This window comes from Candidatus Saganbacteria bacterium (genome assembly GCA_016223245.1).
In the GTDB taxonomy this organism is placed as follows: Bacteria; Margulisbacteria; WOR-1; order XYC2-FULL-46-14; family XYC2-FULL-37-10; genus JACRPL01.
In genome coordinates this window covers 26,365-50,524 of the sequence record JACRPL010000013.1, presented here as the reverse complement: position 1 = coordinate 50,524, position 24,160 = coordinate 26,365, and the positions used below count along the sequence as shown (strand labels likewise).

The 24,160-nt window shown below is 42.2% G+C and carries 30 protein-coding genes; 7 read left to right on the top strand and 23 right to left on the bottom strand.

The window, feature by feature from the left end; genetic code table 11:
* The first annotated feature begins 6 nt into the window (after positions 1-6).
* The gene (locus HZC34_05715; GenBank protein MBI5701321.1) at positions 7-1,116 is read left to right on the top strand and encodes an MCE family protein; all 1,110 of its coding nucleotides are present in this window, start codon (positions 7-9) and stop codon (positions 1,114-1,116) included.
* A gap of 178 nt (positions 1,117-1,294) precedes the next feature.
* Here HZC34_05715 and HZC34_05710 read toward each other — a convergent pair whose 3' ends face one another.
* From HZC34_05710 to HZC34_05655, 12 genes are all read right to left on the bottom strand, one after another.
* Positions 1,295-2,920 (bottom strand): cellulase family glycosylhydrolase, encoded by a 1,626-nt coding sequence (locus HZC34_05710; GenBank protein MBI5701320.1) that lies wholly within the window; start codon positions 2,918-2,920, stop codon positions 1,295-1,297.
* A 146-nt stretch (positions 2,921-3,066) separates the two neighbouring features.
* Positions 3,067-3,726, bottom strand: coding sequence for a phosphoribosylformylglycinamidine synthase subunit PurQ (gene purQ / locus HZC34_05705; protein MBI5701319.1), 660 nt, complete (start codon positions 3,724-3,726; stop codon positions 3,067-3,069).
* Positions 3,723-3,980, bottom strand: coding sequence for a phosphoribosylformylglycinamidine synthase subunit PurS (gene purS / locus HZC34_05700; GenBank protein MBI5701318.1), 258 nt, complete (start codon positions 3,978-3,980; stop codon positions 3,723-3,725). Before purS ends, purQ begins: the two co-directional genes overlap by 4 nt.
* Positions 3,977-5,272 carry an adenylosuccinate lyase gene (locus HZC34_05695; protein ID MBI5701317.1) on the bottom strand — a complete coding sequence of 432 codons (1,296 nt, stop codon included), beginning with the start codon at positions 5,270-5,272 and terminating at the stop codon, positions 3,977-3,979. Before HZC34_05695 ends, purS begins: the two co-directional genes overlap by 4 nt.
* Positions 5,273-5,275: 3 nt before the next feature.
* Positions 5,276-6,346 (bottom strand): flavodoxin-dependent (E)-4-hydroxy-3-methylbut-2-enyl-diphosphate synthase, encoded by a 1,071-nt coding sequence (ispG, locus tag HZC34_05690; GenBank protein MBI5701316.1) that lies wholly within the window; start codon positions 6,344-6,346, stop codon positions 5,276-5,278.
* A complete protein-coding gene (locus tag HZC34_05685) occupies positions 6,339-6,662 on the bottom strand; it encodes a hypothetical protein (protein ID MBI5701315.1) in 324 nt (107 codons plus the stop codon). Before HZC34_05685 ends, ispG begins: the two co-directional genes overlap by 8 nt.
* A gap of 90 nt (positions 6,663-6,752) precedes the next feature.
* The gene (locus HZC34_05680; GenBank protein MBI5701314.1) at positions 6,753-7,349 is read right to left on the bottom strand and encodes a hypothetical protein; all 597 of its coding nucleotides are present in this window, start codon (positions 7,347-7,349) and stop codon (positions 6,753-6,755) included.
* Positions 7,350-7,398: 49 nt separating this feature from the next.
* Complete coding sequence (locus tag HZC34_05675; protein MBI5701313.1) at positions 7,399-8,292, bottom strand: phosphoribosylaminoimidazolesuccinocarboxamide synthase; 894 nt, start codon at positions 8,290-8,292, stop codon at positions 7,399-7,401.
* Positions 8,292-8,588, bottom strand: coding sequence for a HEPN domain-containing protein (locus HZC34_05670; GenBank protein ID MBI5701312.1), 297 nt, complete (start codon positions 8,586-8,588; stop codon positions 8,292-8,294). The genes HZC34_05675 and HZC34_05670 overlap by 1 nt, the downstream gene beginning before the upstream one ends.
* A complete protein-coding gene (locus HZC34_05665; GenBank protein ID MBI5701311.1) occupies positions 8,575-8,925 on the bottom strand; it encodes a nucleotidyltransferase domain-containing protein in 351 nt (116 codons plus the stop codon). The genes HZC34_05670 and HZC34_05665 overlap by 14 nt, the downstream gene beginning before the upstream one ends.
* Before the next feature lie 125 nt (positions 8,926-9,050).
* Complete coding sequence (locus HZC34_05660) at positions 9,051-9,383, bottom strand: hypothetical protein (protein ID MBI5701310.1); 333 nt, start codon at positions 9,381-9,383, stop codon at positions 9,051-9,053.
* Entirely contained in the window at positions 9,380-9,721 is a 342-nt protein-coding gene (locus HZC34_05655) for a hypothetical protein (protein ID MBI5701309.1), read from the bottom strand. The genes HZC34_05660 and HZC34_05655 overlap by 4 nt, the downstream gene beginning before the upstream one ends.
* 56 nt (positions 9,722-9,777) lie before the next feature.
* Between HZC34_05655 and HZC34_05650 the strand changes: the two genes are divergently transcribed.
* Positions 9,778-10,194: a hypothetical protein gene (locus tag HZC34_05650; GenBank protein ID MBI5701308.1), complete on the top strand. Its 417-nt coding sequence runs from the start codon at positions 9,778-9,780 to the stop codon at positions 10,192-10,194.
* A 14-nt stretch (positions 10,195-10,208) separates the two neighbouring features.
* Positions 10,209-10,667 carry a hypothetical protein gene (locus tag HZC34_05645; GenBank protein MBI5701307.1) on the top strand — a complete coding sequence of 153 codons (459 nt, stop codon included), beginning with the start codon at positions 10,209-10,211 and terminating at the stop codon, positions 10,665-10,667.
* On the opposite strand, the gene HZC34_05640 is transcribed toward HZC34_05645, so the two are convergent.
* The 9 genes from HZC34_05640 to HZC34_05600 form a co-directional block, all read right to left on the bottom strand.
* Positions 10,647-11,207, bottom strand: coding sequence for a DUF86 domain-containing protein (locus tag HZC34_05640; protein ID MBI5701306.1), 561 nt, complete (start codon positions 11,205-11,207; stop codon positions 10,647-10,649). The two genes, HZC34_05645 and HZC34_05640, sit on opposite strands and share 21 nt — an antisense overlap.
* Positions 11,208-11,219: 12 nt before the next feature.
* Entirely contained in the window at positions 11,220-11,969 is a 750-nt protein-coding gene (locus tag HZC34_05635; protein ID MBI5701305.1) for a WecB/TagA/CpsF family glycosyltransferase, read from the bottom strand.
* 4 nt (positions 11,970-11,973) lie between these two features.
* Positions 11,974-12,588 carry a MarC family protein gene (locus HZC34_05630; GenBank protein MBI5701304.1) on the bottom strand — a complete coding sequence of 205 codons (615 nt, stop codon included), beginning with the start codon at positions 12,586-12,588 and terminating at the stop codon, positions 11,974-11,976.
* A 2-nt stretch (positions 12,589-12,590) separates the two neighbouring features.
* On the bottom strand, positions 12,591-13,625 hold the full coding sequence (gene csaB / locus HZC34_05625; protein MBI5701303.1) for a polysaccharide pyruvyl transferase CsaB: 1,035 nt from the start codon (positions 13,623-13,625) through the stop codon (positions 12,591-12,593).
* Entirely contained in the window at positions 13,592-15,514 is a 1,923-nt protein-coding gene (locus HZC34_05620) for a hypothetical protein (GenBank protein ID MBI5701302.1), read from the bottom strand. The genes csaB and HZC34_05620 overlap by 34 nt, the downstream gene beginning before the upstream one ends.
* An 89-nt stretch (positions 15,515-15,603) precedes the next feature.
* A complete protein-coding gene (gene prfB, locus HZC34_05615) occupies positions 15,604-16,686 on the bottom strand; it encodes a peptide chain release factor 2 (protein ID MBI5701301.1) in 1,083 nt (360 codons plus the stop codon).
* Positions 16,686-19,025: a preprotein translocase subunit SecA gene (gene secA, locus HZC34_05610; protein MBI5701300.1), complete on the bottom strand. Its 2,340-nt coding sequence runs from the start codon at positions 19,023-19,025 to the stop codon at positions 16,686-16,688. The genes prfB and secA overlap by 1 nt, the downstream gene beginning before the upstream one ends.
* 1 nt (position 19,026) lies before the next feature.
* Positions 19,027-19,407, bottom strand: coding sequence for a ribosome-associated translation inhibitor RaiA (gene raiA, locus HZC34_05605; protein ID MBI5701299.1), 381 nt, complete (start codon positions 19,405-19,407; stop codon positions 19,027-19,029).
* A gap of 31 nt (positions 19,408-19,438) precedes the next feature.
* The gene (locus HZC34_05600; protein MBI5701298.1) at positions 19,439-20,065 is read right to left on the bottom strand and encodes a ComF family protein; all 627 of its coding nucleotides are present in this window, start codon (positions 20,063-20,065) and stop codon (positions 19,439-19,441) included.
* Positions 20,066-20,095: 30 nt separating this feature from the next.
* Here HZC34_05600 and HZC34_05595 point away from each other — a divergent pair, with 30 nt between their 5' ends.
* The 4 genes from HZC34_05595 to HZC34_05580 all read left to right on the top strand — a co-directional run bounded on the left by HZC34_05595 (position 20,096) and on the right by HZC34_05580 (position 22,769).
* Positions 20,096-20,722: a putative DNA binding domain-containing protein gene (locus HZC34_05595; protein MBI5701297.1), complete on the top strand. Its 627-nt coding sequence runs from the start codon at positions 20,096-20,098 to the stop codon at positions 20,720-20,722.
* A 37-nt stretch (positions 20,723-20,759) separates the two neighbouring features.
* A complete protein-coding gene (ysxC, locus tag HZC34_05590) occupies positions 20,760-21,350 on the top strand; it encodes a ribosome biogenesis GTP-binding protein YsxC (protein MBI5701296.1) in 591 nt (196 codons plus the stop codon).
* Positions 21,350-21,634, top strand: coding sequence for a hypothetical protein (locus HZC34_05585; protein MBI5701295.1), 285 nt, complete (start codon positions 21,350-21,352; stop codon positions 21,632-21,634). Before ysxC ends, HZC34_05585 begins: the two co-directional genes overlap by 1 nt.
* 79 nt (positions 21,635-21,713) lie before the next feature.
* Entirely contained in the window at positions 21,714-22,769 is a 1,056-nt protein-coding gene (locus HZC34_05580; GenBank protein ID MBI5701294.1) for a Fic family protein, read from the top strand.
* On the opposite strand, the gene HZC34_05575 is transcribed toward HZC34_05580, so the two are convergent.
* Together HZC34_05575 and HZC34_05570 are read right to left on the bottom strand one after the other, a co-directional pair.
* Complete coding sequence (locus tag HZC34_05575; protein MBI5701293.1) at positions 22,746-23,507, bottom strand: PD-(D/E)XK nuclease family protein; 762 nt, start codon at positions 23,505-23,507, stop codon at positions 22,746-22,748. The genes HZC34_05580 and HZC34_05575 overlap by 24 nt on opposite strands.
* Positions 23,508-23,596: 89 nt before the next feature.
* A complete protein-coding gene (locus HZC34_05570; GenBank protein ID MBI5701292.1) occupies positions 23,597-24,121 on the bottom strand; it encodes a Bro-N domain-containing protein in 525 nt (174 codons plus the stop codon).
* Positions 24,122-24,160: the final 39 nt, after the last annotated feature.

The window sequence follows — 24,160 nt, the reverse complement described above, 5'->3', positions numbered from 1 at the left end:
TTTAGTATGAAATTATCCGCAGCTGCAAAGGTCGGGATCTTTACAATGGTTGTATTTATCGCGCTGGGACTTGCTATCTCTTGGAAAAGCAACCTGTTCTTAATAAGGGAAGGTACCGAATTAATGGGGTCTTTCCCAAACATTGAAGGGCTAACGATCGGGTCCGAGGTCAGGTATAGGGGGTTTACTGTCGGGAAGGTAATGAAAATAGACCCTGGGCCTCAAGATATTAAGATCCATACGATAATCAAAAAAGGGCTTATTGTCCCTGAAAACTCGACATTAAGGATAGGGTTCGACGGCATTGTAGGCCTTAAATATTTGGAGATCAGGCCAGGGACGGCTGAAGCCGCGTATAAAGAAGGAAAGGCGCTAAGCGGTATCTCAACCGCAGGCCTGGTCGATTTTGTTGATATCGGGTCTCAAAATTTGGTCGAGACAAAAAAGATATTGTTAACATTAAGAAGCATTATTGAGGACCCAAACCTGCAAGCTGCGTTTAAGGGCGCGGTATTTACCGCGGATAAGGTAGCGGCAGATGTCGAAAGGCTCACAAACGAGTTAAGGCAAACAAATGCGAGTATTTTGAAGATAACCGGAGATCCAAACTTTCAAGCTTCCGTTAAAGGTACTGTTCAAGAAACCAATAGAACCTTAGCTTCAGCCAATAACTTTTTTGATTCTTTCGGTAAATTAAATGTTAAGCCTTCGGCTGATATGCAATATGGTACCACTGCTAACAGCGTGAGAGGTAATTTGGATATAGTCCAAAGCCCGACGGATTTTTTAAGGGTCGGAATAGGAGAGGGGCCTACTCGGAACTTGAGCTTGCTAGACATTCAGATATCACGAAGATTAACATCTGATATGGGAATGCGCCTGGGAATGATCAATACATTCCTTGGAGGCGGGTTGGATTTCTTTGCGTCAAAAGCTATGATCATAAGCGGCGATCTGTATGATTTCAACAATCCAAAGCCGGCAGTTCCCAAGATCAGGACTACAGCCTTCTATAAGATGTATAATTATAGCGACATCTTCTTCCAGGCTGACGATATTTTCAATTCGGCAAGGAACTATTCGATAGGATTAAGGGTAAAAGGCGTCGGAGATTAGTTAAGTCCCCCAAAAATATGCCATAAAAACATATATTTTTGTGCCCCATACAACGTCGTATAATATATCTTATGTCAAGTATATAGTGGGTGATGAATAGCTCGTATTTGTTTATGCTATGCCAAAAACTGCGTCACCCATGACTTGTCCACAGAGGTTTTTAACAGCCAAAATTGAATTAGTGCGACTTGAGAAGATTTTTGAACAAACTACCCGACGCGGTCGTATTATAATCCCAGTCTAATAACAATGACGGAAACCATTCTGTACTAAAGTTCCAAGCCGTCCATCCTATTTTCTTGCCCTCTAAATACTGGATAATTTGAGTTCCGTATACATCATCACCTTGGTAATGTTTGCCCGCGGCTCCCGGAGCATAGCCGAATTCGGTAGCAAAAACCGGGTATTTTGACACTAAATTGCCAAATGCGGTGTCCGAGCTCATTGATTGATTCGGGTATGGATGCGTGCCATAGACAATCTTTGGCCTGTTTACGGGATCTTTCAGTGCATACGATAGGTCATAAGAATAATTTATCCCCCCTACTATGATCTTTGCATTTTCGTTAATATTTCTTATAATATCAACTAAAATTTCAGCTTGGGCTTTCCATAAGCCCCATGATATCTTATCCAATGAGCTTCCGGTTATTAGATTGTCGGTAGAATCAGTTATAGGTAAATTGGTCTTTGTAGGCTCATTAAAAAGCTCATAAAACACAACTCTATTGTCGTTCTTATAATGTTCGGCAATGATTTTCCAGAAATCTATCAATTCTTGGATTGTATACGCATATATCGATCCTGTCCATGGCGTATCTGTTCCTGTTAGACCCATATATTCACCTTCAGGCGGAAATCCTATGGAATGATAGTCTAATATCGCATATATTTCATGCGATGCGGCAAGGTCCAATACTTTATCCAGTATCTTAAGGTATGCGGTACTGCCGTAATATTTATAAGCTGCCGGATGTATCGGGACCCTAATTATTTTTACTTTCCATGACGCAAGCGCTGAAAAATATTTATCATCGATATTTTTATAGATCAAATCCATCCATGCAGGGTCCAATATATTGACGCCGCGGAAAATTATTGTATTTCCTTTGTCATCAATGATCTTGTTTTCCAAAATATCGAATTTAATGGGATAATTTGCGGTATCAAAGCTTGAAATATTCGAATAATTGCTGTATATGCGCCCTGTATCCGCGTATTTAAAAGCTTTAGCTTTGAAAAATATCTCCGAATTTGACGGGAGGCCTGACAATGGGATTGTATTGCTCATAGCTTCGATCAGGCCGGAATTTGATGCCGCTTCATCTAAACCAAATGACAGGATATAGCCGTCAGCGCCGCCGCTAATTGTAATTTTCGCTGTGTAGGGGGTTATATTTGAAACGGCAAGGTTTTGCGGAACTTCCGGCGTATTTACCAAAGCAACCGCTTCTTTTGTTGTAATTTCCGGGCTCACTGTAATTTCAGCGCTTGCCATTAAATTCCCATAAGCCGCAGTAATCGTAGCTTCGATCGTTGCGTTTGTATTAGACGCTGTAAAAAGCCCATTTTTATCAATTATACCAGAACTTGGAATATCTACAGCAAAAGATGCGCCAAAAAAATCGCGCTGCATACCGTCACCATAAAGGGCTTTGCATGTAAATTGCTGTGTTTTTGTTGAAAATATTTGGGCGTTAGATGGCGATAGCGTTATTGATCTTATTGTATATTTGTTCGAGTCGACCCCGCATCCGGCCAAAATAAATAAAGTTGAAAAAGATAAGATGAAAATAAATAGCATTTTGAAAATGGAACCTGCGAATGAATTCGCGGTTCCATTTTTCTTTATAGATATGCGAGGAACCGAGACTTCAGTCTCAGGTTCTGAGCACAAAGAACCGATATTTTTCATATATTATTATATATCGGCAGATTTTGCGAGAAATTTCAGCGGGAAAGGATCGATTTAAAGAACCTTAATCCGTCTGTTGACCCTAAGATCGATTCCGACGCGCGTTCCGGATGAGGCATAAGGCCTATAACATTGCGTTTTTTATTGCAAATCCCCGCAATATTTAGCATGCTGCCGTTAGGGTTTTCGCCGTGATATGTGAAAACGATCTGATTGTTCTTTTTTAGCGAGGCGAGGGTCTGCTTATCGCAGGTATAATTTCCTTCGCCATGGGCTATTGGAATTCTTAATACCTCTCCCCTACCATATTTTTTTGTGAATTTTGTTTTGTTATTCTCAACTTTAAGATGGATATGTTTGCATATAAATTTTAGATCTTTATTTCGCTGCAGAGCGCCCGGCAAAAATCCGGCTTCGCATAATATTTGGAATCCGTTACAGATCCCGACCACAAGTTTTCCCGAATCCGCGAATTGTCTTAAGGCTTCCATAACCTTTGAAAATCGAGCTATTGCTCCGCATCTCAAATAATCGCCGTAAGAAAAGCCTCCCGGAAGAACAATACAGTCAAAGCCGCTTAAGTTGTGTTCCGTGTGCCAAATGTATTCGACAGGTTGTTTTAGGACGTCTTTTATGACGTGGTAGATATCATGGTCGCAGTTTGACCCCGGGAATACTATGATCCCAAACTTCATCCCTCGACTCCGCTCGGGACAACCTCAAATCTATACTGTTCGATTATAGGGTTTGAAAGAAGCTTGTCGCACATCTCGATCACTTGTTTTTCTATCTTTTTCTTGTCCCTGCCATCGATTTCCAGCTCTATATATTTTCCGACATGGAGGTTCGAGACGTTCTTGTATCCCAAAGTCTTGAGCGCTGATTCGACCGTTTTTCCTTGAGGATCTAAAACGCCTTTCTTATGCGTTACGTAAATTTTTGCTTTCATGCTATTCCCAGCCTTGTAAATATTTTTGGAACGTTCCTTAGATAATAACGGATATCGAATATTTCTTCAATATCCTTCAGCGATAAATGTTTTGTGATCTTGTAGTCTTCCATGACAACGGTTTTCAGGTTCTTGCTAAGTCCCCGCGCCTTCATCGCATTCGCCTGGACAAGCTGGTAGGCGTCTTCTCGGGTTAAGCCTCGGTCTACCAAAGCCAAAAGGAGCCTTTGCGAATAAATAAGGCCGCCGCTTCTTTCGATGTTTCTTTTCATGTTCTCTGTGTTTACTATAAGATTATCGACAACGCGCGTAATTGAAGTTAGCATATAGTCCAAAAGCGTTGTTGAGTCTGGGATCACTATGCGTTCAGCGCCGGAATGCGATATATCCCTTTCGTGCCAAAGGGCCATATTTTCAACGGCGACCGTTGCGTTGCCGCGAAGGACCCGCGCCAGCCCGCAGATCCGCTCGCATGTAATAGGGTTTTTCTTGTGAGGCATTGCTGACGATCCCTTTTGGCCTTTCTTGAAGGGTTCTTCGACTTCTCCGATCTCTGTCTTTTGAAGGCCTCGAATTTCTAGAGCTATCTTTTCCAGCGTTCCACCGATAATAGCTATTGTCGTTAAATATTCGGCGTGGCGATCCCTTTGCAATACTTGAGATGAAACTTTTGAAGGCGTTAACTGTAATATCCCGCAAGCGATCTCTTCAACTTTTGGATCTATGTTTGAGTATGTTCCAACAGCTCCCGAGAATTTGCCGTATGAAATTACACTTACTGCTTTTTGCATTCTCTCGTAATTCCTTTCCATTTCGGACATATACAGCGCCATTTTGAGGCCAAAGGTCATAGGTTCGGCATGAACTCCATGAGTTCGTCCCATCATGACCGCATTTTCATATTTCTTTGCCATGCGCCGCAAAACACGTATCAAGTCTTTGATATCGTTCAAGATCAGAGTTCCGGCTTCACGCATAAGCAGCGATAAAGAAGTATCGACAACATCTGATGATGTAAGACCCATATGGATGAACCTGGAATCGGGGCCAACTTTTTCCGCAACCGACGTTAGGAAGGCTATAACGTCATGATCCACGGTTTTTTCGATCTCGTTTATGCGGTTAACATCAAAAGACGCTTTGCTCTTGATCTTTTTTAGGCAAGAAGAAGGTATCCTTTTTAACCGCGTCCATCCTTCGCATGCGGCAAGTTCTACTTCAAGCCATTTTTTAAATTTATTCTCTTCACTCCATATTTCTTTCATCCTTGGAAGCGTATACCTATCGATCATGTTTTATAATCCCCCTTGATATTCTTTCGCCATGCTTTCAATTTCTTGAAGCAGGATTTTGACCATTTCGGACTCGTTCACTTTTTTTAGGATCTCGCCATGCTTGAAAATAAGCCCTACTTCTCGGCCGCCCGCGAGCCCAAGGTCGGCATCCATTGCTTCCCCGGGGCCGTTAACTTCGCATCCCATTATAGCAACTTTTAGAGGCGCTGTTATATGCCTTGTTTTTTCCTCGATCTCTTTTGATATCTTTTCAACATCGATATCGGTCCTGCCGCATGTGGGGCAAGAGATCAAGACTATCCCGTGCTTAATTCTCTCCAGCGATTTTAATATCTCAAATCCCACCCTAACTTCCTCAATTGGATCCCTGGTAAGCGATACCCTTATTGTATCTCCGATCCCTCGCGATAAGATCGATCCAATTCCAACTGATGACTTTATAATTCCTATCTTTGAAATGCCCGATTCTGTTAGACCAACATGCAAAGGGTAATCCACTTTTTTGGATAATAATTCATAAGCCTCGATCGTTATCGGTACCGATGTTGATTTAACGGCTATCACAATATTTGTGAATTTAAGCTTCTCAAGTATTTTGACGTTCTGCAATGCGCTCTCAACCAAAGCTTTTGCTGTCGGGTGGAAATATTTTTTTTTAATATCTTTTTGGAGCGACCCGGAGTTTACCCCGACTCGTATCGGGATATTCCTTTCTTTTGCCGCCGAAACTACCGACTTTATCTTTTCTATATCGCCAATGTTCCCGGGATTGATCCTAAGCTTATCCGCGCCATTTTCTGCCGAAATAATCGCCAACTTGTAGTTAAAATGGATGTCGGCTATTAAAGGGATCGATATATTCTTTTTTATCTCGCCTATAGCGTGTGCGGCTTTTTCATCGGGGACCGCGCATCTTATGATCTGGCAGCCTGCGGCCTCGAGCTTATGTATCTCTGCTATTGTCGCTTTAACATCGGATGTATCGGTCTTTGTCATGGATTGGACGGCGATTGGATTTCCGCCGCCAATAACAATATTCCCGATCTTTATTTTTTTTGTCTTTTTATCCATTTGTTATTTGCTTTCCTGGAGGTACGCACAGGTTATGACTCCGGAAGTATAAGACATAACAAGAAGGAATATAATTACTTGCATTGAAACCATGCGGCATAAAATTCTTCATTTGCAAAAAGATATCGTTGAAGACAATATCTTGGCCCCTTGATGCTTTTGCATACATCATCTTGAACCCTACACTTAGAGGGATGGCCAAAACACCAAGGGTCAAGACCGATAATATGAGAAAAGTCAAATAAGATAATATTAGAACGATATAATTCTTTTTGTAAACTTCCCAAGCATCGATAAATGCCTTGCCTATATCCATATTATTTCCTTTTCAACTCACCCCCTTAATCCCCCTCTCTTTATAAGAGAGGGGGAAACCCGAACTTTGTGAGGGAGGGGGTGAGTTAGCTTACTTCGATTCGTCCGCGTACGCGCAGGCCAAAGCTCCCTGTGCCAGCGGGAAGGTCAGCAATATGCCTATCATCAATGCATACGACCCGCTATTCCCCACAATGCTCACTAAAATAAGCATTAGCAAATGCATGAAGAAGTTATTTTTTGAAACTATCATCTTGCTTGCCTTTAAGCTGTCAATAGCAGGCATGCCTTTGTCCGCGATTATTAGGAAGGCGAACATCCAGCTAACCCCGAAATAAATTGCGGTTATTATCCCTAAGGCGACAAGGATGCCCCCGACCAAATTATAACCAAAGTTGAAGAACAATGCCGACACAAGGAAGAATATAGAGCATGTCAGGCCGATTATAATAACGCAAAGCAGGAACCTCCAAAAATTCTTGATCTGCGAAAATACATCGTTTAAAGAGATCTGTTCGCCGCGTTTTGCTTTAACAAACATCATTTGGAACCCGACAAAAAGCGGGAGCAAGAGAATCCCCAGCGTTAGAATGCCCAAGACCCCGACAACAATAAAGGCTAAGATTATAGTAATTAAATTCTTTGTGAATATCCCCCAAGAATCTCCGAATGCTTTTCCTATATTCATATTGTTCCTCCTAATTGGTCATTGGAACTTGGTCATTGGTCATTTTTCCCTAGAGCACCTCCTTGCCTGTAAGCAATTTATAGGCTTCGAAATATTTTTCTCTTGTTTTTGCGACAACATCGCCAGGAAGTTTTGGAGCGGGCGGTTCTTTGTCCCATTTGATCGATTCAAGATAATCTCTTACGAATTGTTTGTCGTAGCTTGGTTGTGATCTTCCTGGAGCATACTTGTTTTTTGGCCAGAAGCGCGACGAGTCGGGTGACAGGATTTCATCAATAAGAATAATTTCGCCATTATAAAATCCAAACTCAAATTTGGTATCGGCTATGATTATTCCCTTTGATAAAGCATAATTCGCACAAGATGTATAGATAGCCAAGGTTTTATCTCTTAGGGTATTTGCTGTCTCTGCTCCTACTTTGTCTATAACTTCTTTAAAGCTAATGTTCATATCATGTCCGACATCGGCTTTTGTTGTTGGAGTGAAAATTGGTTCAGGGAGTTTTGAAGATTCAACAAGACCGTCAGGCAATTTAATGCTGCAGATAGATTTTGCCTTATTGTACTCTTTTAATCCCGATCCAGAGAGATAACCGCGAACAACGCATTCTATCGGGATCAAATCAGCTTTTTTGCCTATAAGCGATCTTTTAGACAGCATCTTCTTGAAGGGGGAAAGTTCTTTTGGATATTTCTCTGCATCAGATTCTATCACGTGGTTTTTGATTGTGTTCTTAGTGAAGTTGAACCAGAATAGAGATATTTGGTTGAGTATCTTTCCTTTATCTGGGATGCCGTTTGGCATGACGGAATCAAAAGCGGAAATGCGGTCGGACGCGACGATCAGAAGCGCATCTCCAAGGTCATAAACATTCCTGACCTTGCCCTTTTTGAATAATTTGATGCCTGGAAGCTCGATATCTAATAGTATATTATCTGTCATTATTTTGTTTTTAGCCCCAATTTCTTTCTTAAAATAATTCGTAAGCATTTTGTGATAATTACCGCTTCATTTACTTCTTTTGCCGGAACTTCGTCGCCAGGATATCTAAATCGGACGGCATAAGGAGTTAATTTTTCCAGATCATTGCGGATCGTCGCTAGAAAAGGATCTTTTTTTAGAAGAAGGGAAAGAAGTTCTTCTAGATCGTGCTGTTTTGGAAATTCAATTTCGTTCATTGTCAGGAGCGCTTTTAAGTATTTTTCAACCCATTCAATTGAGAAGTTATTTCCTTTCATATAAAGTTTTCCCTTTATTTAGCACTTCCTTAATAAATGGATCAAAACCTTTAAGGCGAGAATCGATCTCCTTAGGGGCCCTTACAATGAAATCCATTGGAACGAGCCTTGGGAAGAGAGCATCGCTTATCATCGCGTATCTTTTGCTGGCGGGTAATTTCGTGTTTTTTATGATAAATAGGTCGAGATCGCTATCTTTGTTTGGATTGCCGTAGGCATGTGATCCGAAAAGTATGATCTTTTCCGGATCGATCTTTGCGACTATTCTCCTAGTTATTTCTTTTAATAATCTTGAATTAACAGGCGGTTCTAAGTTTGTTCCTTTTTCTTCTACCATTGGAGGAAATTATAACACCAATAATACGTTCAGCCAAGATGAAATTTGCCAGACCTCGAATGGGAGTGGCGTCGCTAATTGATCGAATTTCCTAAGTTTTCTCGAATTGAACGAATTAGCCTAAATTAAGCGTTTATTCTAGCTGCATAATTGAACGCCAAAAAGTAATTCTGCCAGTTTTCATCGGTTGATTTGTATTTATTGTCGAAAGCGAAATAATCCGCCAAAACTTCTCTTGTCCTAACTATTTCTTTTAAGCGTTTTGTGTTCTTGTTATCTGCTATCGTTAGATCTAATAGTTCCAATGTCCTATCAAATGCCGATTGTGAGTTCTTCATGTTTCCTCTTTTTCGCCAATTGATAGCTCTTTCAACTTCGCTTCCAACATTGGCCATTTGCTCTAGAAAGGAGAAGTTGTTCCATCGGCCTGAAGCTAATTCTTTATGTTGATAATTCATGGTGTAACAATATTGTGAACAATTTGAGTGATCGTGTCTTTTATTGCTTGGTCTTGGATGCTTCTTGTGCGATTGCCAAGAGATGGTTTGAGATTTATCATAGAATCAAACTCGATCCATTCTTGTTTTTTGTTTTCAGGATAAATATTTATACCCCACAAATTCGATTGTTTGGATCCATTTTCAAGAAGAAGAGATTCCTCGTCGGCATGCAACTCAGCGTCGACTGCCATTATATTTCTTTCAATATCAACAACAGCTTTAACGAAGTTCCCAAACCCTTTCTCGGCCATTTGTTTCAATTCGGAAATTGAGATTGCATCTTCGATGATTTTCATAAGGTTATTATATCATAATCGGTGAAATTCTCGTCTAAACGACTCGATAAAGAAACATGGCGTTCAGAGTAATAACATCAGAAATCTACGGCAATCTTGGGCGATTTGAAAGAGTTCGGCCAGGATTATTCAGAAGTGAATCAGGAAGGGTTCATGTTTTAGGTAATGGGAATCCTAACGGTAAAGGCGAAGGAACCCTCTTCTTGGATCACGCAAAATACACTGACGCCGTAACAGGTTATGATGTTCCAAGGTCATTGGTTGTTTGCGACGATTATTTTGGCATTCACCCACAATCCGTAGCACCCCCTACTCTTGTTACCGAGTTTGATCAAAGAAAGTTAGATGATATCTTTTTAACTTTGGCTGAACTTAAATTCCGCAATGAATTGGCAATGCGGTCCTCTGCAAGAGCAGATTTATTGAAAAACTGGCCGCTGTATATAATTCGGCTTATAGCGATACGGCAATAAGATATTGGCAAAGAATGGGATTTGCTGAAATCCCGCCGCTTGCTACTGTCATTCAGGAAGTTGCAGGAAGCTCATGGAAATATGCGCCACAGTATTTTATGCCGGCAATTTCCGGGATCGTAAATACCTCACAGCATCGTTTTGTAAAAACTGCTGCTTGTTTGGAACTTGGACTATCCGCAGTATCTGACGAAGGATTAGGCAGGCTTTATAGGCTTCCAATTTTAGATGGCGGCAGATCGGTTAATCACAATATGGGGCGGCATGTCGGCAAATTTAATACTGATAGCGTATTTTGTCTTGGGTTTCCTGTGGACATTTTAGTGTTTATCGATTCGGCTCTCCCGTTCATCTTGCCGCAGATGATGATTTTGATTGGGGAATGGTTTGGCTGGGGGAAAAGAGTTAAGCATCTCGAATTTCCAAAGTTTTTTCGAATTGCGAATTATTTATCAAATCCCTATCTTCTTTGAAATGATCGCAATAAATTCGTTATAATCATCCAATGCATTGGCAATAAACGATCTGATCTTATCCCACTTAATATCAAGATATTGGTGAGCCAAAATATTCCGCAGATTGGCATAATCGGCTATCTTTTCGACCTTTCCAAGCGTTAAAATTTTCATTTCCGCTAGTTTCAATATGACTTCCCTATAGCTGTTGGGCATCTCGATATCTTCGCCTGCAAGCAGTATCTTGCAAATATCTATGTAATATAAGCGATAATCCGTGATCTTAAGAGTTATTCCCCGCATAGCCGCCCATGCGGTATTTGGGTTGGCTTGATTAAGAATAATTAGATCGACGTTATTGTGCAGCAAAGATTCGATCTCCAGCCAAAGCCTATCGATCTCATTGAGCTCAACATTTTTTGAAAACCAAACAGCTACATCGATATCGGATTCAGAAGTTGTTTTTCCTGTTGCCTGTGACCCAAAAAGGAAAGCCATCGAAATCTCTTTCTTCGAAGCGAATAGATCTTTTAATTTCTCGACAATTTCTTCTTTCATATGGGAATTATATCATCTTTTTATCAACGTCAACCACAAGAACCTCGGTAACGCCAATTGCCTCTTCCACCTCTGCGGCTCGGTTATTAAGCGATAAAGCCATTCGATATAAAGTTTCTGATATATAACAGGTGCTCGTTTTTTTAGTCCAGAAATAACGTCAAAACTCCCACCCACTCCTATTCCTACGCCGGAGTTTACCCCGAGCGCAGTCGAGGAGCCTATGCCTTTCATGTTTTTTGCGAGCCACCGCTCCTGTCTTCCTGCCCCTAGCCCTACAAAAACGATAGTCGGTTTTATGTTGGCTATGGAGGTGATGATTGAGCTTTCTTCTTCTTTAGTATTAAAAAACCCATTATGATATCCCGCGATCTTTAATTTGGGGAATTGGACCTGAAGATTCTCAGCCGTTTTTTTCACAACTGTTTCTGAACTTCCAAGAAGATATATGCTCCAGCCCCTATTTTCGGCAAGCTTGCACGAGGCCAGCAGGAAATCAATGCCCGATACCCTCTCTTTAAGAGGCGAACCTAGTATCTTGCTTACTACAACCATAGAGATTCCATCTGGCAATCTTAGGTCTGCGTTGTTTATTATTGCCTTAAGTTCTGGGTCGTTTTGTGAGGAAACTATGATTTCGGGGTTGGGGGTGACGATAATGCTTGGAACCTTCGATGCGATAAGCTCTTGAAGTTTATCCAAAGCTTCCGCCATTGTTACATTGTCTACAATAACATCAGCCAGTTTTATTTGTTCTATCAAATCATCACCTGACGACAGGCACAGTCATCCAAGAAGCTATTCCGCTGTGAATAAAGCTTACGGCAATAGCAGCTAAAATGATCGCCATAACCTTTCCTACTATCGCTGACCCGTTCTCACCCAAGAACTTAAAAATGTTCTCTCCGAAATATAAGGTGACCAAAGTGATGAAGAAATTCGCGGCAATGGCTAGGATCGTTATCGCTATGCCGTTTATAGCCATCGATACCATTGCTGTCGTGATCGCGCCCGGACCCACAAGAAGCGGGCATGCGATAGGCACTACTCCAACCGATTCAGGGTGTTCCATTTCTTCCGCCCAAGTGCCTCTAATCAAAATAAGCGTCGCTATGATCAAGATCAATATGCCGCCGGCTATCTGAAAATCGGCAAGAGTTATTTTGAACAGATCGAGTATCGCATTCCCTAAGAAAGCGAAAACGATAAGCATAGTGAACGCGGTGACCGCCGCCGTAAAAAATGTTTTTTGCCGGTCGATCGGGTTTTCCTTTTTTGTCAGCGCGTAGAAGATAGGAAGATTGCCGACAGGATCGGTTATGATGAATATCTGAATAATAACTATCGCAAGCCCCAGCCAATTGAAATTTATTAAGTCCATTTTTATTTGCTCCTTAGCATCGTTAGTAACTCAAAATTAAGCTCTGCATTAGCATATAACTTGCGGCGTTCGATTTCAAGGCTGTGTTTTATTCCGTCCGAGGTTTCAAGGAGATGTCCTATTACTTCCAAAAGTATTTCCGTTTCCTTGAGATCTTTCGGTTCAATAACAGGCTGAGACAGATCGTCCATAAAACCTTGGACCTTTGGATCGTAAGTGATGCCAAGCGATGGGGTTAGAGTATTTACGGCAAAGATCAATGAATGAAGCCTCATGCCTAGCACGAGGTCCATTTGGGATATCGCTCCCATCATCTTGTTCGGGGGAAGACCGTTTCTTAAAATTCTATTAGGGCGCTTCATTTTCTTTGCAATGTTCTCGCAGATCTCGATATCGTTTGGCTTTTGGAAAGGGATCAATACAATGTTCGCTTTATTGAGAGAAAATAATTTGTCCAAGAGCGCTGCAAAATTCTCTTCCATGTCTTTTGGCATATCTTTGAATTGTCTTGGGCATATCCCGATCATTGGTCCGGGATACTTTTTCTCTATCTTAATTGAATCATCTTTTTTGAGAATAATAGTTGGGTCGGCGGTTTTGAGTATCTTTTCCTTGAGATTTAAAGACTGTAAGAAATCAAAAGAAGCGCTATCTCTTACTGTTATAAGATTAGCTGAACTAAGAGCCCTTTTTAGAAGCATGAGATTGAATGGATTAGTTATGGGGCCAATGCTTTGAGCAAATATATATATTTTTTTGCGAAGTAGCTTTGCGTAGAATATGAGCCCGACATAATAGAGGAAGCTTTTGGTACTTGTCTTGTCTTGCAGCAGCCCCCCGCCCCCGCTAATAAAAATATCCGCGTCTTTTATATATTTGCGGTTAAACCTATTATCACGATCGAGTATTAATAATTCGTGTCCCTTGAAGCCTTCCTTTAGGGATTGGAGGATTGCTTCATCGCCCAAATTTCCGAACCCATAATATCCTGAAACTGCGATCTTCATGCTTTTGAATATTTGGTGATCAGGAACCACGCAAGCCATCCAATTAGAACCCCGAGCACTAAACCATTAACAGATCTTATGATTGATATAACAAGCGCGCTGTGGATGTGGCAGAAGCTGTTGAGCGTTGATACGGGACCAATAACAGCAATAGCTAAAAGTACCGGCAACCATTGTTTTTTATCTTTTAGGAACAAGAACGCTGATATCATCAAGAATGGATATCCGATCAAGAATTCTTTTGTACGAGGTCTTACCGACATGATCTTTTCCAATATCAAACGCCCTGTCTTTTCAAATTCGGGGACAGGGAGCACAAAATTGCCGGATCTCGCAAGAAGGATAGCAAGCGATCCTAACGCAACTAACCCTAATAAGAAAATCCAAACAGGCAAGTTGGTCGACATTATGTTCTGCAATTTATTCTTGAACGATGTCATATCGAATCCTTCTTCTGTTTTAAAGAAAAAGTATATCGCGACAAGAAGGACTGGAATTATCAAAGTGAATTTGATCCCGGCAAATGTTTGGGCCGCTAGCATGAAGGTAGTGTTCGCGAGAAGGCCTACGATCAAAATAATGCCCAATGCGGTGTCTGCAACAACATTTAGGGCAATGTACAAAGCATTGATATATGGATTGCCCTCTCCCTGTGTTTTTTTGGAGAATTGGGAGATCATAGCGTATGCCGGAAAAGTGATGGCTGCCAAAAATGCCAAGGTCTTTTCAAGAATAAATGAATGGCCGCCGGCTCCGACAACTACCATAATAAAAGCAGACGCAACTATCGTTATCCAATTTACAAATTCCGGGAACTTAATAAAATAATTTATAAGAAGCAATCCTCCTATCACAACTCCAATCCCCATAAGGAGCACCTGCCATCCGAAAGGTTTTATAACTGTTGGTTTTGACGCAGGGCCAAGGTTGAAGCCGGCATTTGCAAGCGAGGCCTTCACATCTGATAAGTAGCTCAAATTATATTTGATGGGATCCCCTATTATCTGCGGAGGCAGGAACGGCCTAATATAGATAAGCCTAATGCTTCGCTCTTTTGCCGCGCGAACAAACCTGTCTATTGCCTCATCCCGGCCAAGCTTTTTCAATTCGTCTTTTGGGATGCTGTGGACGCGGACAATATTGTGGTTCATTAATCCTCTAAGCTTTTTATCCCCATCTTGTTTTACGATCTCGACATTGCCGAATTTAATGCCGTTCTTCTTTAATTCTTTGGCCAATAGCTTGATGTTCTCGGGATATCCTGTGATCTCATCGCCGTCAAAGATGATCGTTTGATGCCCTTTGAGCGAAGCGATCTTTTGTTTGATGTTATAGCGCGGGTCGTTCCACAGTCTTGGGATGATGCGGAAGCCTTTCTTGGATAAATAATTTGTAACAGCTTCGGATAATCCAACACCTGCGTCTTTAAGCAGGACGTCGCCTTGGCTTATCTCGACGATGTTTTTTTTCAAAGGTATAATATCTTTTTCCGGAAGCATTGAAGAAAGCTGGCCTGCGATTCTTGTCCGCGAAGTGTCGTTCGTACTAATTATATATGTCTTGTCGCCGGAAATAAGTTTTTTTCGCGCGAGCTTTTTTAATTCAAGGTTTATGTCGGGAGACCTTGCAATCCCCGACCCTGTGACATAATAAATCTCGCCCATGGTTGATGCTTCAGAAAGCGTTTCTTCGCGGACGCCTATCGAAACTACCCCACGTTCTTTAATGTCGCCCAAAAGTTTGTCGAAGGAATAATGAGAGAGGGCGGAAATTGTTTTAAGGTCATTATAGTCCATTGCGAGTTCGATCGTTTTGCTTTCGGATTCGATGCCATGTCTCTGAAACCCGAGCCATGCGCCTGTCAGCACCGCAAGGGTTAAGATCATGGATAATAATATCTTGCTGATCCTCTCTGCCATTTGATTCTCCTTGTTTTTGTCAACTCACCCCCTTAATCCCCCTCTCTTAAAAAGAGAGGGGGAAACCGACGAAGTCGGAGGGGGTGAGTTTACCCCTTCTTCTTCAAAGATGCTTCAATGAATGCGTCTATGTCGCCATCGACAACCGCATCAACATTCCCGACTTCTGCTCCCGTCCTGTGATCTTTGACCAAAGTGTACGGCTGGAAAACATACGACCTTATCTGATGCCCCCATTCTATCGCTTTTTTCTCTCCGCGCAACTCGTCAATTTTTTCTTTGTGCTGGGCCTGCATCATTTCATAGAGCTTTGCTTTAAGTATTCTCATCGCGTTATCGCGGTTCTTGTGTTGTGAACGGTCCGTTTGCGACTGGGTTACGATTCCTGTCGGAATATGTGTGATCCTAATAGCCGACGATACTTTGTTGACATTCTGGCCGCCCGGGCCAGATGCGCGGTATGTATCGACACGAAGATCGGCCGGATCGATCTCTATATTAATATCCTCTGTAATTTCGGGAACTACTTCGACCGATGCGAAAGAAGTGTGTCTTTTTCCTTCGGAAGAAAATGGAGAGATCCTTACAAGCCTGTGAATTCCGGTCTCGTTTTTTAAATATCCATAGGCATATGGCCCTGAAATGATAAGAGTCGCGCTTTTGATGCCGGCTTCTTCGCCGTATGAGATATCCGGCATTTCGAGTGCATAACCTTTGTGCTCGGCCCATCTTGTGTACATACGAAGTAGAATTTGTGCCCAATCCTGCGAATCGGTGCCGCCTGCTCCGGAGTTTATTGATAATATGGCGTTGTTTGAATCATACGGTCCGGATAGAAGCGCCGCGAGCTCTAGGACTGAAGCTTTCTTTTTTATATCTTCAAATTCTTTACGAAGCTCATTTTCTTCTTGATCGGATGATATCTCAACAAGACCTTCAAGATCGTCAAAAGTTGTCTTTAAGGTTTCATAGCTTTGAACGATCTTCTCTAGCGCTTTAATTTCTTGGAGGACAACTTTTGCTTTGTTCGGGTCTTTCCAGAGATCCGATGATTGGGCGAGAGGTTCCAATTCTTTTACGCGACCCTTCTTCTTTCCGATCCCCATGTACTTTTCGATCTTTAAAATATTTTCTTTGAACTGGCCGGTTTCTTTCTTTAGATCATCGAGCATTAAACAGCCTCTTTGCCGCAGCACTTCTTATATTTTTTCCCCGACCCGCATGGGCATGGTTCGTTGCGGCCAACCCTTACGGCCTTGCGAGCAGCCAGCGCATTTTGGGGTTGGCTGTATGTAACTTGCCTTTTCTTTTGGATGATCTGCCCGCCTTCTTTTACTATCTGTACTTTTAAGATAAGGTCCGAGACCTCATCGCGGATAGCTTGCATCATTTCGTTGAACATCTGGTAGCCTTCGATCTTATATTCAACTAACGGGTCTTTTCCGCCGTAACCTCTAAGGCCTATGCCGTCGCGCAAATTATCCATATTATCGAGCTGTTCGATCCATCTAGAATCGATAACTCTAAGCATAACAACTCTCTCAAGGTTTCGCATCGCGTCCGCGCCTATTTCTTCTTCTTTTTTCGCGAAAGCTTCTTTATTTGAAGGATCGATCATCGAATCCCTTGTTTCTTCAATGTTCTCGCCGAACAAGATCTTATGTCTTAAAGTATAAATAGTATCTCTTTGCTTATTCATGACATCATCGAATTCAAGAATTTGTTTTCTGATGCCAAAATAATATTCTTCAACTTTCTTTTGCGCGTTTTCAAGAGCTCTGCTTATCATCGGATGTTCGATCGGAGTATCGGGGGCTATGCCGAGCCTGTCCATAATGTTGGCTATTCGGTCGGAGCCGAAGAGTCTCATCAGTTCATCTTCGAGTGCTACATAAAATCTGGTCGATCCAGGGTCGCCTTGGCGTCCCGATCGTCCTCTAAGCTGGTTGTCGATACGCCTGCTCTCGTGCCTCTCGGTGCCGATTACATGCAAGCCGCCAAGATCTGTTACTCCATCACCTAATACAATGTCCGTACCACGACCGGCCATGTTTGTTGAGATCGTAACCGTGTTCTTTTGTCCTGCTTTTGCAATTATCTCCGCTTCTTTTTCGTGCTGTTTTGCGTTTAGCACTCGATGAGGTATCCCTTTGCGGAAAAGCATCTCGGACAAGAGTTCCGAATGTTCGATCGATACTGTGCCTACAAGCAGAGGTTGTCCTTTCTTGTGGCGCTCTTCGATCTCGGCAACAACCGCTTTGAATTTTTCTTTCTTAGTTTTATAGATTACATCGGATAGATCTTTTCTTATCATCACCTTGTTTGCGGGTATAACTAATACTTCGAGCCCGTAGATCTTCCAGAATTCGCCTTCTTCGGTCTTTGCGGTTCCGGTCATTCCGGCTATCTTTTTGTATAACCTAAAATAGTTCTGGAAAGTGATCGTTGCCAATGTTTGAGACTCTTCCCTTATCTGAACTTTTTCTTTGGCCTCGATCGCCTGGTGTAGCCCGTCGCTGTATCTTCGGCCTACCATTAAGCGTCCCGTGAATTCATCGACGATTATTATCTCGCCGTCTTTTATCACATAATCGACATCAAGTTTGAACATGTAATGCGCTTTGAGGGATTGAAGCAATTGATGGGCAAGCTCCATATGCTCTACATCAAATAAATATTCAATATTTAAAAGTTTTTCTATTTTTTTGATGCCGGGCTCGTTCAAAATAACATTCTTGGTTTTTTCGTCAAGCGTAAAATCTTCATTTGTTTTTAATCTTCCTACCAGCTCATTCGCTTTATAATATGTATCAACTTTATCTTCAACCATGCCCGAAATGATAAGCGGCGTTCTCGCTTCATCGATCAAAATCGAATCAACTTCATCGACTATCGCGTAATGCAATTCCCTTTGTACGCAATCTTCGGGGGATAGGGCCATGTTGTCGCGCAGGTAATCGAAACCAAATTCGTTATTTGTGCCATATGTGATATCGCAGCTGTAATGCAATTGTCTCTCTGACGGCTCCATGTCATGCTGGATACAGCCAACACTTAAGCCAAGCGCTCTGTACACCGGGCCCATCCATTCGGAATCGCGCTTTGCCAAATAATCGTTCACGGTGACCAGATGGACGCCATAGCCTGTCAGCGCATTTAGATAAACAGGAAGGGTTGCTACAAGCGTCTTGCCCTCGCCTGTTTTCATTTCAGATATTTTTCCCTGATGGAGAATAATGCCGCCTAATAGCTGAACGTCAAAATGCCTAAGGCCTATCGTCCTGATGGAGGCTTCCCTTACGCATGCGAATGCTTCAGGTAAAAGGTCGTCTAATGCTTCGCCTTGTGTTAATCTTTTTTTGAACTCGTCTGTTTTTGCGCGAAGCTCTTCGTCGGAAAGCTTTTTTATTGCGGCTTCTTGCGAGTTTATAAGGCCTACAAGAGGAGTTATAACCTTTAGCTTTTTCTCATCGGTGTCGCCGATAAGGTTGAATAACCATTTTAGAACCATTTTAAAGTAAGGACTCGGCTAGTCCAATTTTTCCGGGCTTTCTAAATTTAGATTTTATTTTTTCTGCCGACCTTCTTGCTTCTTTGATGTGCTTATCTTTGTGCTTTTTTAATTGTTTCTTTAGTTCCTCTTCAACAAGGTCTATCGCCGCGTAAATATTCTTTGCTCCGTCCGAGGCTCTTATGACCTTTTTGCCCGAGACCCAGAGTGTGACTTCCGTGACCTGGTTGCGCCTTGTATCGTCGTTCGCCCTAACTTCGAGCGTTATCTCGGCTTTCAAGATGTTCTTATAATATTCTTGCAGCTTTTCTATCTTTTTTGTCGCATAGGACCTGATCGGCGCGGTCAATTCCGTATGGTGGGCTTGTATGTTTATTTGCATTTTATACCTCCGTGAATTTGAATAAAGTATATCATAAATTAATTGCGCGAGAAAGAGTTAAGACATGGACTTGCGCGGCCTCGCCTTCTTTAAGTACCCTCGTGCATTCGGATATAGTCGATCCTGTCGTATATATGTCGTCCAATATCAAAATTCTTTTACCTTTTATGTGGTGCGCGCCATGAAGAGCGAAAGCTCCTTTGACGTTTTTGAACCTGTCGTTTCGGGGGAGATCGAACTGCGGTTTTGTTTCGCGCGTCCTATGGAGCAACCCGGATAGCGTCGGCACGCCAAAATGCCTGCTTATTTCATGGGACAAAAGCTCGGCTTGGTTATAACCTCTTTCATGCAATCTTTTTTCATGCAACGGCACAGGTACGATATAGTCCACCCTGCTTATATCAAACGATGATCTTATGTACTGGGCCATAAGCTCGCCAAGAGGTTTTGAAAGATGCATTTTTCTTTTGTATTTGTACTTCATGATAGCGGTCTTTAAAGAATTTTCATAAATGGCCACCGAATGGACGAACGCCGACGGCTTCAAGAATGAAATTTGGGATCGGCACCTGTCGCAAAAGGCTTGCGGGCCAAGGGATTTACAGGCTTCACATCGTGGAGGATATATCAGATCTAAAATAGTTTTTAGAAATTGCATGGCCAAGGCCTATATGATATCATAGTGATAATGAATTGGGAAGAAATCATCACCCTGCTCGAACAAGGCGAAGGACAATCTGTAGAATTCGAAAAACAGATCCCTACCCCCGAAGATTTGTCGCGAGATATTGTTGCGTTCGCGAACTCCGACGGCGGCAAGATCGTTTTAGGTCTTGACGACAAAAATAAACACCTTATCGGGGTCGAAATTCCAGATATCGACGAGTTCAAGACATGGGTCAAGGACTTGGCCGAAAATTGCTGTACTCCTAAAATCATACCGACAGTTGAAGTAATGGACCGCGGCGGTAAAAAAGTCGCCGTAATTACTGTGTGCGAAGGCGACGAGAAGCCATATAAGACAGATGATATCTGTTATCTTCGCGACGCCGGCGAATCGCGCCCCGCTAAAGAAGACGAAGAAAAATCGATCACAAACCCTTGGGGCGGCAAAGGCCTCAACAAGCGGCAGCTTCGCGCTCTCATATTAATGCAGGAACACGGAAGCATCACTAACAGAGAGTACAGGGAAGCTTTTAATGTTTCTCACAAAACCGCGCATATTGAGCTCACAATGCTTGATGATAAAGCGATAGTTAAAAGCGAAGGCGCCGGCCGCTCGACCAGGTACATCCTTCCCCAGATGAAAGAATAGCTCAACACTTCACTCGCAGGTTACTAACAAACAAATCATGAACGATCAAAATTTAAAATATAATATTACTTCGGCAAAATTCATAAGAGGCATAAAAGGCACAAGCGATATTTTGGATAGCGCTATCCCCCAAGTCGCCTTTATCGGCCGATCCAATGTCGGCAAATCAAGTGTTATCAATTCTCTGACCAATAAAAAAGGTTTAGCTATTGCCAGCTCATTTCCTGGTCGTACGAAAGAAATAAATATCTTTTTGATCAATGACTCCGTCTATTTGTTGGATCTTCCGGGATATGGATTTGCTAAAGCATCGTGGGAAGTTAGAGAGAGACTTTTTAAATTGATCGATTGGTATTTGTTCAAATCAACTTATGTTCAAAAGAAGATCGTATTGATCATTGATGCATATGTGGGTCCTACGGCCGACGACATGGAAATGCTCGGGAGCTTGGAAGAGTTCAACAAAAATGTTGTAGTTGTAGCCAACAAAGTGGATAAGATAAAAAAATCGGTTTATGAGGACCAGATAAAAGAGATCCAGGATGTAATCGGCGCTCATAAAGTTATTCCCTATTCATCCGAATCAAAAGTCGGGTTCAAAGAATTGGCTCGAGAGGTTTTGAATTAATGCTTCAGATAAATAATTTATCACTAGGCTTTGGCGGTCACGAACTTCTCGATGATGTGAGTTTTACGATACACAGCGGCAAGAAGCCTAAGAAAGAAAAGAAGTCCAATAAGAAAAAGACAGAAACCGCTGAAGCTGAATACGATAAGAAGTTCAAGGCTCTCCACGCGAAGATTGCAGCTGTTGAGAAAAAGATCGATGAAGAGAATGTTGGATACGAAGAACTGGAAACTTTGGTAACCGAGTTGGATGTGTTGGAGAAAACGAGACCTTCTATCCTGTAAAGACAAGATGCTGCGCGATTGTTGCGCGATTGTTGCGCGATTGTTGCGCGATTATATATGTTTTTGATATAATATAGCTATGTTTGCCCCGAAATATAAACTAACGAACAATATAGTGAAAATGCTTATTGCGATCGCCGAGGCCAAAGCGGTCATCGATCGCGCCAAGATCTTACCCAAGCAGGAGCTGCGGCTTCGACGCCAGGCACTGGTGAGGATGACGCATAGTTCGACTGCGATCGAAGGGAATCGGCTGGGAGTCCGCGATGTTGAAGCGGTTCTGGCCAAGAAGAAAGTTGGCGCTTCCGACCGCGACATATTTGAAGTGCAGAATTATATAAGTGCTTTACGATATATCGAAAAGATCGTTCAGGGAAAACAGCTGATCACAGATAAGATTCTGCTCAATATTCACAAGCTGGTGACCGATCGAACTTTAGCCAAACAACATTCCGGTAATTATAGAAAAGGCCCGATCTTTGTTGTACGCCGAAGTTTTGGCCAGCCCGAGAAAATTGTATATACGGGGCCGGAAGCAAGAAAGGTTGTTGGATTGTGCAACGATCTAATAAAGTGGCTTCAACAAAGTGAGAAAGAAGGGATCAATCCTGTGATAACAGCCGGGATAGCCCATCAGGAAATTGCCGCGATCCATCCTTTCAACGATGGTAATGGCCGAACAGCTCGGGCTCTTGCAACTCTTATTCTATATAGCAGGGGCTATGATTTCCGTCATTTATTTGCGCTGGAAGATTATTATAATCGCGATCGCCAGGAATATTATAAAGCCATCAATATCGGGGAAAACTACAAAGAAAGGCAACGCGATTTTACTTCTTGGCTGGAATACTTTGTTAAAGGTTTTAAGGAAGAGATCGACGATGTTAAAAATAAAATCGTTGTATTATCATTGAAAAAAGTACGGCCCGATATCGGATCAAAAGTCTACTTGGATGGAAATCAACTTATGATTTTAGACTTTATGGATCAAGTTGGCAGGATCACTGCGAGTGATGCGGCTGATATACTTAGTACTCCAAAAAGAACCGCTCAGCTACAGCTGCAAAAATTGAAGAAACTTGGCATGATCAAGCAAGTTGGCAAAGGTCCTTCATCGGGATATATTGCCAAATAACGCATCACTATATCGACAATAATCACACTCAAGATTAGCCTCGGGTATTGTTTCGCTCATGAGACACTTTTTCGCATCTACCACCACGTGTTCGACCCAAGAATCGTCGCCAATATGAGGAATGAGAGTTATATCAAACACGAGGTGTCCGTCGAAGCGTTCTTTTTTGGAATCGCCGTTACAATAAACGAAATACCCAGTTTTGTTCACTTTATAGTTATTGCATCTAAAGAGCCACTGGTATATTTCCATTTGTCTTTTATAGCCGTTCTGCCATTCTTGATCGAGGGCGGTAATTTGTCCGTCTTTTGAAGTGCTTTTATAGTCGACAATTATTAGTTCTTCTTGAGGGTTTATCCAAACATCATCCACCCCGCCTGTTATCATTAGGTTTGTTTCTTTATGGTAGTGGCAGATGCCGGCTTTGAGCGCATCGCGCCAGATGTCGATATCTTTATGGTCGTATGGAATAGCATCGAGTTTATATTGTGTCATTAGAGGGTGCGGTTTATGTTCACGGCGATAGTGATCGAACTCATTTTTTAAAAGCGCGTCAACGGCGCTATTGAGGGAGAAAGGGAATCCCGGTGGTTGGCCGATGCCGAGTCGGCGATCGAGGTAGAAACAGCGCGGGCAGTTTACGAATTGCTCAAGCTTTGACCGGCTCAATTTGTACGGCTCCTCCGATGCCGGATCAAAAATATTTCGTGTTCGGTTTGGATTATAATATTTGGACATGGCGTAATTATACTACAAGACACCAGACATCGGACAACATGACCTCCGACCACATTTTCGTGGCGTCACGAAATTGGTTGGGCTATTGATTAGTTCCCATCAATACGCCTCAGTTTGTTATATGTATCAAGCCCTAAATAGTTTTCCTTAGTAATAACTTTCTTACCACTTCGTTTTTCAAGATCTTTTCTCGCTTTTCCCGCAACCTGCCCGCCTTCATTCGCAACTTTCTTATTTTCATGATAACCTCGCGCATCTTTATTGCGCGCGATCTCGGTCGTCGCCGCCTCGCCAAGCATTGAAAATATCTGCTCCAAGTCATTCAAAGGTATTGATTGGATAATGCGAAAAACACCTTCTGTGTTGGAGCAGTCGGTTTCACGCATTTTTCCATCAGGTGCTTCTAGTTTTAACCCGTGACAATTTGTCACGACTTCACTTCCCTCTTCACTCAATCTCTGTTTAAGTTTTCGCCAGTATGCTCCAGCGTCAACACTTTCAGTTAATGCCGCACATATGTCTGTCACAGAAAACCACCATTCATTGTTATGAATAGCTTTCCTTATTCCTTTCCCTCTAAATAATGCAATATGAGTCTCGTTATGCTTTTCCATTTTTTATTCTCCTCTTTTGTCAATAAATCGATAATTAAT

Excerpts from the sequence above, each read along its gene's own strand:
- HZC34_05640 (MBI5701306.1), bottom strand. The coding sequence starts at position 11,207 with ATGAAAGAAGAAATTGTCGAGAAATTAAAAGATCTATTCGCTTCGAAG.
- HZC34_05645 (MBI5701307.1), top strand. The coding sequence starts at position 10,209 with ATGGGATTTGCTGAAATCCCGCCGCTTGCTACTGTCATTCAGGAAGTT.
- HZC34_05630 (MBI5701304.1), bottom strand. The coding sequence starts at position 12,588 with ATGGACTTAATAAATTTCAATTGGCTGGGGCTTGCGATAGTTATTATT.
- ysxC (MBI5701296.1), top strand. The coding sequence starts at position 20,760 with ATGAACGATCAAAATTTAAAATATAATATTACTTCGGCAAAATTCATA.
- HZC34_05575 (MBI5701293.1), bottom strand. The coding sequence starts at position 23,507 with ATGTCCAAATATTATAATCCAAACCGAACACGAAATATTTTTGATCCG.
- HZC34_05650 (MBI5701308.1), top strand. The coding sequence starts at position 9,778 with ATGGCGTTCAGAGTAATAACATCAGAAATCTACGGCAATCTTGGGCGA.
- ispG (MBI5701316.1), bottom strand. The coding sequence starts at position 6,346 with ATGGATAAAAAGACAAAAAAAATAAAGATCGGGAATATTGTTATTGGC.
- purQ (MBI5701319.1), bottom strand. The coding sequence starts at position 3,726 with ATGAAGTTTGGGATCATAGTATTCCCGGGGTCAAACTGCGACCATGAT.
- HZC34_05710 (MBI5701320.1), bottom strand. The coding sequence starts at position 2,920 with ATGCTATTTATTTTCATCTTATCTTTTTCAACTTTATTTATTTTGGCC.
- HZC34_05600 (MBI5701298.1), bottom strand. The coding sequence starts at position 20,065 with ATGCAATTTCTAAAAACTATTTTAGATCTGATATATCCTCCACGATGT.
- HZC34_05665 (MBI5701311.1), bottom strand. The coding sequence starts at position 8,925 with ATGGTAGAAGAAAAAGGAACAAACTTAGAACCGCCTGTTAATTCAAGA.
- raiA (MBI5701299.1), bottom strand. The coding sequence starts at position 19,407 with ATGCAAATAAACATACAAGCCCACCATACGGAATTGACCGCGCCGATC.
- HZC34_05680 (MBI5701314.1), bottom strand. The coding sequence starts at position 7,349 with ATGAATATAGGAAAAGCATTCGGAGATTCTTGGGGGATATTCACAAAG.
- secA (MBI5701300.1), bottom strand. The coding sequence starts at position 19,025 with ATGGTTCTAAAATGGTTATTCAACCTTATCGGCGACACCGATGAGAAA.
- HZC34_05675 (MBI5701313.1), bottom strand. The coding sequence starts at position 8,292 with ATGACAGATAATATACTATTAGATATCGAGCTTCCAGGCATCAAATTA.
- HZC34_05655 (MBI5701309.1), bottom strand. The coding sequence starts at position 9,721 with ATGAAAATCATCGAAGATGCAATCTCAATTTCCGAATTGAAACAAATG.
- HZC34_05660 (MBI5701310.1), bottom strand. The coding sequence starts at position 9,383 with ATGAATTATCAACATAAAGAATTAGCTTCAGGCCGATGGAACAACTTC.
- HZC34_05670 (MBI5701312.1), bottom strand. The coding sequence starts at position 8,588 with ATGAAAGGAAATAACTTCTCAATTGAATGGGTTGAAAAATACTTAAAA.
- HZC34_05685 (MBI5701315.1), bottom strand. The coding sequence starts at position 6,662 with ATGGATATAGGCAAGGCATTTATCGATGCTTGGGAAGTTTACAAAAAG.
- purS (MBI5701318.1), bottom strand. The coding sequence starts at position 3,980 with ATGAAAGCAAAAATTTACGTAACGCATAAGAAAGGCGTTTTAGATCCT.
- HZC34_05620 (MBI5701302.1), bottom strand. The coding sequence starts at position 15,514 with ATGGCAGAGAGGATCAGCAAGATATTATTATCCATGATCTTAACCCTT.
- HZC34_05595 (MBI5701297.1), top strand. The coding sequence starts at position 20,096 with ATGAATTGGGAAGAAATCATCACCCTGCTCGAACAAGGCGAAGGACAA.
- HZC34_05715 (MBI5701321.1), top strand. The coding sequence starts at position 7 with ATGAAATTATCCGCAGCTGCAAAGGTCGGGATCTTTACAATGGTTGTA.
- HZC34_05570 (MBI5701292.1), bottom strand. The coding sequence starts at position 24,121 with ATGGAAAAGCATAACGAGACTCATATTGCATTATTTAGAGGGAAAGGA.
- HZC34_05695 (MBI5701317.1), bottom strand. The coding sequence starts at position 5,272 with ATGATCGATAGGTATACGCTTCCAAGGATGAAAGAAATATGGAGTGAA.
- HZC34_05585 (MBI5701295.1), top strand. The coding sequence starts at position 21,350 with ATGCTTCAGATAAATAATTTATCACTAGGCTTTGGCGGTCACGAACTT.
- prfB (MBI5701301.1), bottom strand. The coding sequence starts at position 16,686 with ATGCTCGATGATCTAAAGAAAGAAACCGGCCAGTTCAAAGAAAATATT.
- HZC34_05580 (MBI5701294.1), top strand. The coding sequence starts at position 21,714 with ATGTTTGCCCCGAAATATAAACTAACGAACAATATAGTGAAAATGCTT.